Raw genomic sequence first — 16,342 nt, 5'->3', positions numbered from 1 at the left:
CGTGAAATCATTAAATAAACTGCTCTCATTCGTCCGCGACGGCCTCAGTTCCGTGTTTTGGCTCGTGCTTGTTTCTCTCGGCCTAGGCACGAGCCTGTTCGGAGTGAACCTGCAAGGGCTCGACGACAGTTTTAAAGCGCTCACGTTTGTCGATGGGGATATCGTTGGAGTGACTACTGGGGATTCCGTGGTTCGTTCAACTAATGGTGGCGAGCTCTTTAGCCAGCTGCGTACAGCCGATGGTGGGCTGCAAGCGATCGCCGCGGAGGCCGAACTTGTCATTGTGGGTGGGGAATTGGGACGATTGTTGCGTGCTGATTTTAATGTGGATGCGACTGTATGGTCAGAAGTTGCATCGGCGGACACCTTTGGCTCGGTCACGGGCATTGCTTCCAATGGTGCCAATACATGGCTGGCTGTGACGGATTTGTCGGGCGATGTTCTGCGTTCGACGGATAATGGCAGCACATGGTCTTTAATCGCCAATGCACCGAGCACTGCTTTGAACGCGGTTGCATATGATGCGGTCTCAGGACACTGGATTGCGGTCGGAGGCGATTTTTTCGATGCGGCCGCCTTTTACTCGGTGGATGGCCTTAGCTGGCAAGCGGCCACGGGATTGTCGGGGGGCGTTCTCAACAGCTTGGCTGTGGATGCGAGCGGCACCCTGGTCGCGGTTGGCGAGAGCGTGATACTTCAATCTCTGGACGGTGGTGAAACTTTCACTGCTGTCAGTGGTGCGCCCACTGAAGGGCTGAACAGCGTGGTTCATTTAGGAGAGGGGCGATTTGCAGCCGCTGGCTTTGAAGGATTAGTGGTCGAAGTCACCGGTAACACAGCCACGATTTTACGTCACTCAGATGCGGAGGCGTCGACGATTGATGCTGTCATTGCAGTCGATGGAGCGGCATTGCTCTCAGGAGTGGACAGTGTGAGTGCACCGTCAATTGATCCGAATGGTGGTAGTTTTTCCGCAGCAGTTTCGGTGAGCTTGACAGTCCCTTCAGGCACTCAGGTTTATTATACTACCAATGGAACCGTGCCGACAGCTGAGTCGACTCTATATACGGGAGCGTTTATTTTAGGAAGTAGCACCACTGTACGTGCGATCGCTGTAGATGGTGATGTTTCCAGTCCTGTGGTGTCCGCTGATTTTACAGTGGCGACTGTCACCAGCGAGGTGCCTGTCTTGCAGATCAGTATGATCGATGCGTCTAATTTTTTGATTGAATTACCGCTGTCACAGCCAGCACTCAACTATCAATTGCAAAGCTCTATCAACCTAATCAGTTGGGATCCACTACAGTCAGTACGCCCCGGTAATGCGACCGCGCTCACATGGACTGTTCCAGTCGATGGCACGCGACGTTTCTATCGAGTATTGATCTCTAACTAATCACCTAATTGCTTTTTATGTCTTCTGATCGTCCACGTTTCTTTAAAGTCGAGCCACTGGAACAGCGCTTATTGCTTTCTGCGACACCGATGGCTGCGATGCCTGAGACTGCCGCACCTGAGGTCGTCGATGAGGTGATTGTGACGGAGGATATGTGGTCTGCGCCCATTGTTGCGGCGTCGACACCTGTGGAGGCACAAGCTTTCGCGATTACAACTTCAAGTGCATCCCTAACTCCCGATGAGACGACGGAGAATTATGGGATTTTGGTGAGCGCGCCAGTAACGATCGATTCGGGAGAGACCTGGCTCTATCGTTCGACGGGCAGTAGTCTTTACTTTTCTGAGAGCGCTTTGGTGAATGGGAGTGACATTCACACTCAGGAAAACCTGATGCTTGATTCGGCTCAGGATGTTTTAATCAGTGCACACATTGGTATCATTAACCCGCTACATCACTTGGTGGTTTCAGCGGGACAGAATATTGTTTTTGAAAAGAGCATCGTCCTGACGGGGGATTTGATCATCGAAACCGGTGCCAGCGTGGTTTTCCAAGGAGCGGTTCGAGTCGGTGGGAATGTGCAGATCGGAGACTCGAGTGATTTGTCTGCGGTCGGCTCGGTTCAGTTTCAAACGAATGCATTGTTGGATGTGGGCGGCGTTGTCGAAATCTATACTACTGGCAATGTCTCCTTTAACGGTAATGTGGGAGGCAGTGAGCAACCGCTGGCGATCACAGTGGAGTCAAATAGCTCGGTTTCATTTAATTCGGAAATTAATTCGGACGTCATCGCAGTCAACGCATCCAATATTTCAGTTAGCTCGAGCATTCAAGTTGACGGCAATGGAGTCACTGCGAATCCGCTGCAATTTGTCGCAAGCAATAGTCTTGTGTTCGGGGACCTGTCTTCCTTGACAATTGCTGATGGCGGCATGCTGCTGGCGGCCAATCTGATGGATTTTAACGGTGGCCCCGGCTCGATCACTTCGACAGGTGGCTCTTCAGATTTGGTGATCAAACCATATGACGCCTCGCGTATTATCGGGGTGGCTGAAGCATCGGGTAATCAGCTGACACGCTTGGATTTATCGAGTGCTGATTTAGCGGCGATTGATGGGTCTTTTAATACTGTGGTGATTGGAGACTCTGCCCATGGCACCGGACAAGTTCGTATCGGTGCGATTGGTCTCACGCAGACGGGCAGTTCCGCGCAAATTTTGAATCCAACCACCTTTGTGGGTGGTTCTGTATTAGTGGAAGGGGCGATTGATGTCGCTGCGAGCGCTGAAGTATTGCGTTTGGTCGCATTGCAGAGCGATGTCGTGGTGAATGGAGAGATCAACCAGACTGTGGGAGAACAAAGTGCGTGGGTTCGCTTAGAGGCTGAAGGTGATGTTTTTGTCAATCGCACGATCTATGCCACTGATCGTATTTCTGTAACTGCTGGTTATACCGGTGGCAACGGAAGTGTGTTTGTCGATGCCACCGATGGTCATTCGGGAGCGTTTGTCACGACGACTGAAGCGGGGAGTGATCAGCGTATTGAGCTCTCCTCGGGAGATGTTTCGGGGGATATTCATTTGAATGGCGTCGATCTGACGCCGTTGATTTCCGCCTTTGGTCGTGCGGGAGAAATCGTGCTGCGTGCACGTGGTGGTGCGGTCATTCAAGACGGCGGCCTGGTTGAAGCGGTATTGCTCGCAGTTGTTGCAGATTCCGATGTGACTTTGCGCACTGCAATCGAACGCGTGGGTAGTGTCAACTTTGGAGGCTTGGCACTGGCATCTGGGTTTGATGAAGCAATTAATGGTATTCAAATATTGGGTACTTCAGGGGCGTTAACTTTAGTCGAAAGTGATGACTTGATTGTCGATCGTGTTGTCACCTCAGGGGGTGATGTGGCGATCTCGACGGTTGCCAATGGTGCGGGGAATCTGAGCCTAGGCGTGCTGAATGCCGCTTCTGGTGATTTCACCCTGCAAGCCGATGGCGCGATGATCGATCATCTGGCAGGCACGAATAGCGTAAACCTAATGACCACAGGTGCGGCGACTTTAACTGCGCGACTTGGCATCGGTGCCAGTGCAGATGAAGATATCGATACAAATGTAGGCACTTTGAACGCTAGCAACGCAGTGAGTGGCGGGATTTATATTGATGAGCGCGGTGATCTTACACTTGCGGGCAGTGGTCTCGCGACTTTGCAGGGGGATGGGCATATTGCGCTGACGGTTGCGGGTGCACTGACTGTAGCCGATGGTGCTGATGTGCAGGCTGATGGCGCAGGACATGTTCTGTTTAATGTCAATCGCACACTTGTTGTGGGCGATGCGACGGTGCGTTCGACTACGGGCGTGCTTACGTTGCAAGTCAATGACGCGATTACATTGAATGCGGGCAGCACCTTGGCCACGGAGAATTCCATCCTGATTCGTTCTCTAAGCGCAGGCTTAACGATGGATGCCGACGCCTTTGTGTCGGCTGCGAGTGCGGCTGTTCGAATTGAAACCAGCTCAACTTCATTGCTGGGGCAAATCGTAGCGGACCACCTGGCTGTCGTGTCGGGTGCCTCTGTTTGGGCGACTGCGGGTTTGGCAACGAATGTTGTTGCCAATACCTTGCGCTTGGAGGCGGTGGGCGCCGTGGGTTTGGTTGACCAGCGCTTGCGCACGGAAGTGGGCACCTTGGCTGTGCAAGCAGAGGGCACGCTGGAAAATGGAATTTATATCTCTCAAAGCGGAGACTTACTGGTCGCCACGGTGGCGCCCGTGCTGGTTGATACTTTTGCGGCAGATGATTCGATCGCACCAGTGACGGATCTCAGTCCGCTCAGTGATTTGACTGCGGGCAATGATGGTCATGTTATTGTAGTGGTGTCCGATGGGGCGCTGACCCTGGAAGATGGTCATGATGCGGACGGCATCGCAGTGCATGCGCTTGGCACGGGTTCTGTATATTTGGAAACCACGCAAGTGGGAGGGGATGTGACAGCACGTGCCACTGTCCTGGCGGATAGTGGTGCTTTGACGGTTCGCTCGGGCGGGGCACTTGCGCTTGAGGCAAACGTCCATTTCGAGTCGACTGGCGGTGCCACAATTGTGGTCGAAGCACTTGCCGGGGATATCAGTATGGAGGGGCGCTCGGCTGAGATCAATGGCGAGGGCACGGTGATTGTTTCAGCCGCCGCAGATGCGACTCTGGCTTATATCTCGGGTGTGGACGTCCGCGTCGAAGCACTCGCTGGCTCCTTAATCCGAGCTGTCGATGCGAATCTAAATATTGAGGCCACGACACTCAGTTTATTTGTCGAGGCTGCCATTGGCACGCAACTGCTTCCGCTTCGCACAGATGTCGCTACCTTGAGTGCTCGTGCGGAGGGCGTTGGCATAGATGGAATTTATATTGAGGAACAGACACAGCTGAGGATCGACAGTGTCACCATTGCCGGCACAGAGTTTACTTCGGATGCGTCTTGGGGGGCTTTTTCTGAGACTTTTGGCGATGTGCTTGCTACAGTGGGCAGTATTCAATTGCAAGCTGAGGATGGCCTGACGCTGTCTGAAACGTCTTTGGTTGAAACACTGTCTGAGGAGGCATCGATTGCGCTCACTGTGCCATTGCCTCTTGGAGATGTTGTCATGGAAAATGGCTCCATCATTCGAAGTAATGCGGGGCTCATTGATCTTTCGGCTCAGCGTCATATTGCGCTTTCTGTGATTGATGCGCAAGGTGGTGATATTTCCTTACTCGCTCAAACAGGTGCGATCAGTGACAATCTCGTGGCAGAGACTGCCAATCTCATTACCTCTGGTTCGGTGAGCTTAGATGCCTCGATGGGGCTGGGAGCTGTGGGTACCGCCGACTTGAACACAGACGTCGGTGAACTTTCTGCGGTGAACCGAGACGCTGGCTTGATTGTGGTTACTGAAGCGAATGCTTTGACCACGACTTCACTGCTCAATCATGCGGCCGATGGATCAATTCTACTGCAAACACTTGCCGGGGCTCTTACTCTAGAGGGGGCGACGCAGGCAGCTGCAGGTGGAAAGATTCTGCTGCGTGCTGCGGGGGCTGGCAGTGATCTGACAGTGAATGCGAGTATCACTGCGGTTGCGGGGGCGATTAGTTTGGATGCGGCGCAGCATTTGAATGTGAATACAGTCGTCGTTTCACAAGCTTTGGGGAGTCTTGACCTCATGGCGCACAGCGGAGATGTAGTCTTTTCCGCCCAGGGCCGTGCGTTAACGCTCAATGAAAATATTCGAATTCTGGCTGCGGGGAATGTTGTGCTGACTGGTGTGGATGCCGGAACTGCGGATGTTTCGGTCGTGGGCGTGGCGATCGCTGATGCGGGCGATGAGCTGCGTGATATCACTGCCGCAGGGGTGCGCTTTGAGGCCAGCGCGAGTGTCGGTGCTTTAAATGCACTGGATCTGGATGTGGATCATGTTGCCGTGCGAGCGACTACTGGTGTCGTTGATTTAAGCAATCTGAATGATTTGCGTATCGGAATTGTGGATGCAGTTCCTGTGGCTCGTGTGTTGCTGGAGGATTCTACGATAGTGATTACCGATGCATCTAAAATTACGGATGTATCCGCGCAGGGCGACATTACCATTGTCAGTGAAAATGGATCTGTAGAAGTGCGCGAACTTTCGCCGGACGAGGTGGCCTTTGGGGGTGATAGTGTGACTTCGGATCAGTCTTCAAATGCGAGTCCAGTTGACTATGCGGCGACTCCAAGCTCGGCCGATACGATTCGCCAAATTGGTGGATTTGGCATTTCGCTGGAACCAGGCTCGGGCTATTCGGGGCCAGCGTTTTCGGGCGGTAGCCAAGTCGTTTATCTGGGCACTGGAGATTTTGGGCTGGTCGATGCCGAGCTACGTAATGGACCCGCTGGGGATTATATTCGCTTGGAAGCGACCAAGCCAGAGTCTTTCCCTACAGACTATGCCGCTCACTTGAATGCGTTTGTTGCTTTTGATACGCCTCGCATGATTTATAGCGATATTGGTAGCCTGTCGACTGTGACGGCGGGAGGCATGTCGGAGGATACCGAAATGCGTTTCCTACTCGAGACGGCAGATGGGCGTTTTTACCTATCGCAGCAGACCATGAACGGGAATGCAGTTTCGCAAACACTCAGCATGCCCAGTATCGATGATGCGTTGTGGGCGGAATTTACACCCGACCAGGAGGGGGACTGGCGTGGCAATTATGAGACCCTGACTTTCGATCAGACTTTGGATTCCTTTGAGGTGATTACGAGTCTTGGAGTCTTCTCAAGTCGTGCGGTAGCCGCGACGGACATTGATGTGAGCAGTGTGCTGACTGTGCTATCTTTTGATGTCGGGGTGCGCGAGTCGCTGCGGCAAGATGTCGCTATTGATTCGACTGATGGAGTGATTAATCTTACCGCGGCGGAGAGTATCTTTCAGAACGCATCGATTCACACTGCAACAGGCGGACAGGTTCAGCTGATTGCTCAAGCTGGCTTGATTCGTATGGATGATGGCGTGCTTTCCTCCGGATCGCTTGCAGACATTGCTTACGATGCGGCAGGCACTATTGAACTGTCTACTCTACAGTCTGGCAGTGGCCAAATCTCGGTCTCCGCGGGAGACCGCATTACCGATAACCGCCTGACGGATGAGGCGAATTTGGTGACACCCAATTTAGTCACACTCTCAGCAGTGAATGGTATTGGTGCTTTGGGCGGGGGCGATCTTTTGACGGATGTCGGATCACTCACCGCGACAAATACTGAATCGGGCGACATCGTTATTCGTGAACGCGATACACTCGTCATTGCGCCCGCGGGTGTGAGCGCATCGCTCGGTGATTCTTCGATTATTATGACAGTCGAGGAGGGCAACTTTACAGTTGATGGTGATGTGTCCGCTTCGGGGACAGGACGTTTACTCTTGCAGGCATTGGGGACTTCAACGGCAGCAAACTTGACGATTAATGCAAACGTGCAAGCGGCCTCTGGGAGTGTCTCTCTGCAGGCGCAGGATGATTTGTTACTCAGCAATTCAGGCTCGGCTACGGTGCTAGCGGGTGTGGGCACACTTGATTTACAGGCGATCGATGGCCTGTTGAGTATGGGAGCCGCGGCGCTTGTTCAGACTGATGGTGCAAATATTCGCCTGCTTGCACAGACTTCGTTAACACTCGGTATTGTCGATGCTCGCACCAATGTCGCTCGAGTCGACAACAGTTTAGATGATCAAGCGTCATGGGGAGATCTGACTGTGCACTCGGTGGCAGGCTCCATTCGTGATGCGCGTGATCGAATGGATGTGAGTTCCGCTGTTTATGCGAATGCTGCACGTTTTGTCGCGAGTAATGGGATCGGAGAAACTGGCGTCGGTATTGATAATTCAATCGATATGGAAGCGGCTTTGTTTGCGGCCTCCAGCACTCAGGGGGGCATTCATATACTAGAGGCGACAGCACTTGTCGTGGGCACGGTAGATCCTGTGCTGGTGGATCGTGTGGATACCGATGCGAATGTGTCAAATGTTGGCGATGTGGATGCGCTCTCTGGAGTGACTGTATCGGCTTTGACTGATGGGGCCATTGTGCTGCGCACCACAGATGGCACATTGGTTGTTGATGATTTAGTTAGTGCTGCGGGCAATGCTTCTGTGCTCTTACAAGCCTTGGGGACAGATGCCGATGTCGCACTCCATGCAAATATCATGGCTACGAGCGGTCCGGTTTCGATACAAGCGCAGGATACCATTCTATTAGCTGCTTCTGTCCAAGTGCAAACTGCAGCAGCTGGCACGATTGATCTCTACGCTGTGAATGGTTTCGTCGAGATGGCTGACACTTCGCGCGTATTGGCGGCTAATGGTTCCATTCGAATTGAAGCGGGCGAAGATATTTTACTTTCGAATGTCGAGTCTTTGGTCAATGTGGCCCTGATCGCCGGCGGTTCAGTGCTGGATAACGGCGATACACATCGTGAGGTCGTGGCGTCTGGTCTATTACTCCAAGCAGGTGTGGGTGCGGGTGAGCTTGGCATCGCTGCAAATCCACTTGAGATCTCTGTAAGCACTCTGACCGCACGTGCGGGTGCAGGAGGGGTCCACCTTAACGAGTCGAATGCTTTAAGCATCGGTCAGTTGCAAGTGGACGTCAATCGCGTTACTGAAGATGCGTCGATCAGTGTCAAGAGCACAGGGGAACAAGCGGGGGTGGCAACGACTTCAGGTAATGGCTCCGTCGTTATCCGCTTGTCGGAAGGCAACCTCTCGCTTGCGATTACATCTTTGATGAGCGATCAGGTTGCACTGGCGACACATGGTACAGGTAACGTTTTACTGGAAACACTTGGCAGCTTTACCGATATCACATTGGGCGGTGGTATCGAGACTGGTGGAGGGCATGTGAGTCTAGTGACCACCAGTGCCGTCAGTATGGGAGCGGCAACCGAGATTGCTGTGAATGGCGGGGGTGACGTTTCCATCTTTACTAACTTCGGCGGTATTGCGATGAATGGTAGCAGTCGTATTAGCTCCTCAACGGGACAGATACGATTGTCGTCGTCGGGGGACATATTGGTCGGTGGTATTGAAACCCAGGGCACTGTTTCACTCATCAGTTTGGGGGCTTCTGTTTTAAATAATAGTAGCACACAGATTAATGTGACGGCCGATGCGCTACGCCTGCAAGCGGCCGTTGGTATCGGAACGCTCGTGCCCTTTGGAAACAGACTTGTGGTGCCGCTTAAGACTGATGTGAATCAATTGTCCGCTCGCTCTGAGTTTGGTAATATTACTTTAGAAGAACTGGACGGGCTGGTGATTGGTGATGTGGGAATCGCTGTCAACCGTGTTGAGCTGAATGGGTCGACTCGTATTGTTGCCGATGCGGTGCAGTCGGATGTGCGCACGCAGATTAATAATCGCCATGTGGTGTTGCGTGCGCTGGCTGGCGATATCGTTTTAAACGAAGGAAGCACTGGCAGCCTCGCAGCTGAGGTTTCGGATAATACTAGTGTTGCCGTTGTGGGGAATGGACGGATTCTAATCGAGGCAGTGACTGGCGATGTGGTGGCGAATGCCAATGTGACCAGTGAAGCTGGGGACTTAAGTGTGATTGCGGGCGAGTCGATTCGATTTGCCGGCAATGCAAATTTAATTACTGGCGATAATGCTTTCAGCACTGGCACGCTCTATGTTAAAGCAATTAATGGCAACGTAGAGCAAGCAGACGGTAGTCAATTGCTCGCGACGCTAGGTGATATACGCGTGGCGGCAGGTACTAGCATTTTATTGGCGAATGTCACGACCGAGGGGAATGTGTCAATGATCGCAGAGTCTGGCTCGCTGTTGGATAATGGCGATACGCATATCGATGTTTCGGCTGCGGAACTGCGAGTCGTGGCGGGAACAGGCATTGGCTTAGCTGGCAATCATCTGGAGACCGCGGTTGACGTTCTTGCTGTGAGTGCGGGAGCAGGCGGAGTATTCATACAAGATGAAGATGCGCTGACAGTGGGAAATACCTCCGCGACAGTGCTGCGCTATAATGCTGATAATTCAGTCTCCGAAGTTGTCGATGCGATGCTATCAGGATTGAGCACGATCGCTGAAAATGGTCCGATTGTGCTGAACACACTGCTGGGAGATTTGACTGTAAATGAAGTGGTTAACGCCACGGGAAACATTCGACTGGCAGCGTCGGGTGCCAATACGGATCTGTGGCTAAATGCAGACATCCTTTCCACCAGTGGGCATATCAGTCTATTGGGGGCAAATGATTTACGCTTTGCTGCGGATGCGGATGTCCTCTCAGCGGAAGCCGGTACGCTTAATTTTGAAGCGGCGTCTGGGGATGTCATCATGAATGATCGCACTCGCTTTAGTACTGGTTCAGGTGATGTACGCTTATTTGCTGCAGGCGACATTCGACTCGGTGGTATCGAAACGACGGGCAATGTTTCTTTGACCGCTGAAGCAGGTTCAGTGCTCGACACTGGAGATTTTTATACGGATGTGGTGGCTTCTGGTGTGCGCATCGTGGCTGCTGTGGGCATTGGCTCGCTGGATGCCACGGATGTGAATCCGATTGAGACCCGTGTGGCTACCTTGAGTGCTCGGGCCACCAGTGGTGGAATTAACATTCTGGAAGCAACCGCTCTGACGATCGATGGTGTGTCGGTCACGATTCAACGAGTTGGTTCCGATGCGATTGCTTCAGCAGTCGTTGAGGCGACGCAATCCGATGTTCGTACGACTGCAGGGAATGGATCCATCATTCTTCGCACACAGGCTGGATCGATTACTTTAAATGATGGTACGGCTGCGGCCGACAACAGCGTTGTGAGTGCTCATGGTAGTGGCAACGTCTTGCTAGAAGCCATTGGTACAGGCACAGGCATAGCGGTGAATGCAGATATTTTGACGGGAAATGGGCATGTCAGCCTGATCGCGGATGACGGTGTTACATTGAACACGAGTGCTGATGTGATTACTTCAGGTAATGGCACTATTTTACTCGAAGCGAAGAACGGAAATGTTGAACAGGCAGATGATAGCCGACTCATTACAAGTGATGGTGACGTGCGTATCTGGGCGCTGAATACGATTGTTCTCGGAGGCATTACGACGCAATCTAATGCTTCATTAATCGCTTTTAACGGATCTATCTTTGATGCGGGTGATGAACTCGGAGGTGAAGATGTCGTTGCAGCGGGTTTACGTATGCTTGCTGGAACTGGCATAGGCGCTTCGAGCGCCTTGATTGAAACCCGCGTGGACGTGCTCACGGCTCGTGCTACTTCGGGAGGTATCTTCATTCAGGAGACCGATGCTCTGCGCATTGATGGCGTTGCTGCAAATGTCTCACGAGTGCTGGCGAATGCAAATCTTGCAATCGAATCCGACGCAATTCAATCCGACGTTCGCACCACTGCGGGCAACGGCTCTGTTGTGGTTCAAACTTTGAATGGTGATTTAATCTTGAATGACGGTGGTGCTCCCGCCGATGGCGCAGCGGTTTCTGCACATGGCTCTGGAAGTATACGTCTTGAAGCAGCAGGCGTGGATGCCGATTTATTTGCCAATGCGGATATTCTATCCGATACGGGGCACATTACTTTAATTGCCAACCGCGACCTGAGCTTTGTTGCAGATGCAGATGTGACTACCGGGAATGCGGGAACGCTTAATTTTGTGGCAGAGCAGGGCGCTGTAGTGATGCACGACGATGTGCTCTTTAGCGCAAGTTCAGGGGATATTCGCATCGCAGCCGCAACTGATATTCGACTCGGTGGTGTGGCTACCTCGGGGAATGTGTCTCTAACTGCTGAGAATGGTTCAATTCTAGATAATGGGGACAGGTATACTGATGTCAGTGCCAATGGGCTTGCTATGAATGCTGGAGTTGCGGTGGGGACATTGGGTAGCGGCACCGCGAATCCGATCAATACCGAGGTGACGACACTTTCAGCACGTGCGAGCTCAGGCGGCGTGAACGTTTTAGAAGCGAATACGCTGATTGTAGATTCAGTGGAAACGACTGTTCAAAGTGTCGGCCTCGATGCTGCACTGACATCAATTGTTTCGGCTGAGCAAACGGGTGTATTTACCGAATCAGGTAATGGCTCAATTGTTTTACAAACACTGGCTGGCAATGTCGTCCTAAATGTCGGCTCTGGTCTGGGGGCTGGAACCGCTCTTGCGGTGAATGGTGCGGGGAACGTTTTGGTGGAGACCCTGGGCGCGAATACGGATATCACGCTTAATGCTCAGCTCGCTTCAGGGGCCGGGCACATCAACCTATTTGCGACTCGAGATGTCATACTCACTGATAATGGCGAATTGACTACTGGCGGCACTGGTTCGATCTTTATCCAAGCTGAGGTTGGCGATGTCACTTTGGACAATGATAGCGCTATTACTAGCGTGGCTGGCGATATTCGAGTGCTCGCTGCGAATAGCATTGATCTTGGTAGTATTTCAACGGATGCGGATGTGTCGTTGGTCGCCACAGATGGCTCCATCACGGGCAGCGCAGTGGAGGGTGCCGCTGATGTGATTGCTGACGGTCTACGTTTGATTGCTGGGCAGGGTGTCGGTGCAGCGGGCGAGACTGGGCATGCTTTACAGACTGAAGTGAGTTTGGTTTCTGCTTGGGCAGACGAAGGAGGTATCCGTATTTCAAATACAGGTGATCTATCAGTGGCGTCTGTTGCTGTCACCGTTCAGCGGGTGAATGACGCGGCGACTTCGAGCTCGGTCACTGATGCGGCACAAAACGATTTGAAGAGCTTGGACGGTGGACCGCTGTTGATAGATGTGCTGGACGGCGCGTTGACCGCTCATGGCGATGTCGTTTCGATGGATGCCGCTCCTGTGCGCTTGGCGGCAACGGATGGCATGACGCTTCACGCCAGGGTGCGTGCGGAAAGTGCCTCGGTTACGCTTTACAGTGATTCGGACATCTTAATTAGCACCGAGGGCCTCGTCGAGGTGACAGAGAATGGATCGATTTATATCGAGTCGTTGACAGGTGCCTTTACCATGGCGGACGAGGCGCAACTGACTGCTACGAATGGAAGTATTCGCGTGTCTGCCTCGGATGATCTGACAGTTGGCGGACTTTCGACTGCTGGCAAGGTGGCCTTATTTTCCACGAACGGTAATCTAGTTTCTGCGGGAGTCACACACACGGACGTGGTTGCGGGCGCCCTGCGTATCGAAGCCATTGAGGGCGGGACTGCTTCCAACGCCATACAAACTCGTATTGATGTGCTGGCCGCTGAGGTTGGGACTGGCGGTTTATACCTTGAGGACAGCGGAGCCTTGCTGATCGGTGCAGTCACTGTGAGCAGCGATCAAGTTCTGGACTATGGTGGCACACAAGTCGTCGTCGACTCGGCACTCTCTGGTGTGCTTGCTGAGGGGGGAGCCGTTGCGGTCGCATCACTCTTTGATTTGACTCTGCTAAATGTGACAAGCGATGTATCCGCGACGCTCACCTCGCACTATGGCGCGATTCTTAGAGCTGGCACGACGGGGGCCAATGCGCAAGTGGACGGCCTACTAACACTTAATAGTGAGAGTGGCATCGGTCGCTCAGGAGCAGGTGAACTCGTGCTTGATACCAGTTCACTGGCGCTGACGAATTACTCTGGCTCAGTTTACCTGGGCTTGATTGATTCAGTTGAACTCGCTGGCATGGAGCTGATTGCTGGGGGTAATTTGTATTTGAATCAAAGCTCTGGCAGCATGGGGATCACTACTGCGATTTCGATTGCAAATGGTCGCGCAGTGATCAACGCAGCAGGGGCACTGCAAATCGATGCGGATGTTAGCGTTGCTCGTGATTTGAGGCTGGTGGCCAATACGTTAACTGTTGCCGGGGCACAGCTGCTGACCAGCCAAGGAGACATCGTTATCCGAACGAATGGCGATGCTTCTTTTGATGCCACCTCAGTTGTGAACGCCACTGATGGCGCGATTGAGATTGTAAGTGCAGGCAGCTTAACAGTGAGCCAGTTTGCCGCGAGTCATCTGATCGATCTTCGCGCTAATGGTGACCTGCTTCAGGCAGGGGATGTGTTGAGCGCGCCTGCGATTCGACTGTTCTCCGAGAGCGGTACCATTGGTGCCAGTGAAGCGAGTCCAATCGTGACAAGCACGGATCGCATTGATCTATCTGGTAGCGGTGGTATTTATATCTCGGAGGCCGACGGTGTTCGGATCGGTCGATCAGGCATAACCAACGTGGGGGAAGGTGTGAGCGACGTGATCACTCTAAATCTAGGTGAGGGGACGCTTTCATCGAGCACGGATGCGGTTGAATTTAACGGTCAAGGCACCCTGGTCATTAATTCTAGTGGTGAGTTGGTGATTGGGACATTGATTCAGGCTAATGATGGAAACATCACTCTCAACGCCGAAGGTATCAGCGACGGCACAGTTACTGAAGGCTTGCTGGTGGAGGCTCGTAATGGACGTATCAGCATTGTGGCAGTTGATGGTATCGGCGGGGCAGGTGATGATGACATTGAAATCGCAGCAGAGGAAATCACTGCGACTACCGCAGCTGGTGACGTCGTACTCGAAGTCGCAGGTGATACGAGTGTGGTGGCCGATGGTATTTACATCCTTAGCGGAGATGGCAACCTTCAGGTGAATTCCACTTCAGGTTCCTTACAAGTCGATGCTCCCATTACACATGCAGGCAGCGGTGCTTTAAACCTAGACCTGCCAAATGGTAACCTTATCTTAAATTCCCAAGTGAGTCAGACGGGGGCCGGCGATCTACTGGTTGACGTTTCTGGCACGGTCAATATGTCGAGTGCCGCACGTGTCGAGACCAACAGTGGCTTGCTCGACCTACGTGCATGGGGAAGTATTACGCTCACTCGAATCATGACCACCAGCGGTCATGTCTACCTCCAAAGTACTACAGGATCGATCCGCAGTCTCACTGGTTTTACGGATAACAATATTGTTTCAGTAAACCGTCCGATTGTAAATCTCGCCAGTATTGCTGAGTTTTCAGTGGATTCGCGCACACTAGACCTTAACGGCAGGTTTATACACCGCGGACCTCAGCAAGGACCTATCATCATTTTCGAAAACTTTAGTTAATTCACCTATGCGCTCTTTTCGCTATCTTGCATATTTTCTTGCTTCTGCCTGCTGCTTAGTGGCCATTGAGGCGCCTTCGTCGCCTCTGCTTCCCATTGACGATAATTTTCGTGCTTTGACTCAGAATGACCATCGAGTGTTTGGCTTGGATTACGCTGGGACTGTTTGGAGTTCGGACGATGCTGGAGACACTTTCGATCAGGCTTATCAGATTGCAGGCGATTCCAATGATACTTATTACACACTCCTTGCTCTCGAGAATACCGTGATGACGGTAGGCACTGATGCGTTGATGGCGCGATCAGGGAACGATGGCAGTGAGTGGGATGCGACGGTGAATACGAACTATATTCAAGGAGACCTGAAGGCGCTTGCCGCTAGAGCGGGCACGACTACGGTTGAAAATCAATGGATCGCGGTGGGGCATGACGGCGATCAAGGCGTTGTCTTTCGCAGCCTGAACGACGGCATCAATTGGGAGCGTTATGATGCTGGCACTCTTTTTGCCGATATAGAGTTTTCGGGAGCGATCTGGACTGGGAGTGCGTGGTTGATCTGTGGATTAAAAAGTCAGATTGAGATTGGTGCGACGGATTATTCCGGTGTGATTTTTCGCTCTTTAGATGGGACTACGTGGAGTCTGGTCAGCGACGCCTACGCAGCTCCTGTGCGTGCGATTGCATCCAATGCGGCAGGGGAGGTTCTCGCTGTTGGCGAGCGTGGTCTCGTGCTGCGCTCCACAGACGACGGCCTGAGTTTTCAACGTATTGATGGTTCCTCTTTTTCAGAAGACCTGAGTTCAGTGACTGCCGATAGTCGTGGCCGGTTTATCATCGGAGGGGATGGGAAAAGCGTGCTGGAGTCAACTGCAGGGACGCTGTCCATCATCCGTCCGGCTGCGGGTGGTGCGCCTGGAGTCGAGGCCTTACTAGAAGCTGACGGGGCCATCTTATTATCCGGAGCGTTTTTATCAACCCCACGTACGCTACCATTTAATTTGAGAATAGAAATGCTCGGGAATTATTATCGATTGACAGTCGATGAAGCGCTAAGCGGTAAAGTGTATACACTCGAGACTTCTACTGTATTAGAAGGCTGGGAGGCCGTCCCAGGCAAAACTGATGCAGGCTATGACAGTTCGCTCTCGTGGGTGCTTCCTGCAGATGGTCTGACTCGTTTCTGGCGGGTGACTGAATTTTAGGGCAATAAGCTTATCTAGTACGTAATTATGTCTAATCAAGTTGGGTGGTGAGAAGACAAACTATATTTTCTAAGCAATCTATGCAGCAAAAAGAACGCCCCGTCACATTATAATGATGACGGGACG

The 16,342-nt window shown here is 52.4% G+C and carries 3 protein-coding genes; all 3 read left to right on the top strand.

Features of this window, described 5'->3' with window-relative positions; genetic code table 11:
• Position 1 precedes the first annotated feature (1 nt).
• The 3 genes from QEH59_RS12035 to QEH59_RS12025 are packed head-to-tail and all read left to right on the top strand — an operon-like array spanning position 2 to position 16,216.
• Positions 2-1,396: a chitobiase/beta-hexosaminidase C-terminal domain-containing protein gene (locus QEH59_RS12035; protein ID WP_308985624.1), complete on the top strand. Its 1,395-nt coding sequence runs from the start codon at positions 2-4 to the stop codon at positions 1,394-1,396.
• A gap of 17 nt (positions 1,397-1,413) precedes the next feature.
• The gene (locus QEH59_RS12030) at positions 1,414-15,015 is read left to right on the top strand and encodes an LEPR-XLL domain-containing protein (RefSeq protein ID WP_308985623.1); all 13,602 of its coding nucleotides are present in this window, start codon (positions 1,414-1,416) and stop codon (positions 15,013-15,015) included.
• 7 nt (positions 15,016-15,022) lie between these two features.
• Positions 15,023-16,216, top strand: a complete 1,194-nt coding sequence (locus QEH59_RS12025) for a WD40/YVTN/BNR-like repeat-containing protein (RefSeq protein ID WP_308985622.1) — start codon at positions 15,023-15,025, stop codon at positions 16,214-16,216.
• The last annotated feature ends 126 nt before the right edge of the window (positions 16,217-16,342 follow it).

This window comes from Thalassobacterium sedimentorum, from assembly GCF_031127905.1.
Classification (GTDB): domain Bacteria; phylum Verrucomicrobiota; class Verrucomicrobiia; order Opitutales; family Coraliomargaritaceae; genus Thalassobacterium; species Thalassobacterium sedimentorum.
The sequence above is the reverse complement of the archived record's forward strand: the minus strand, read 5'-3'. Positions and strand labels throughout refer to the sequence as shown.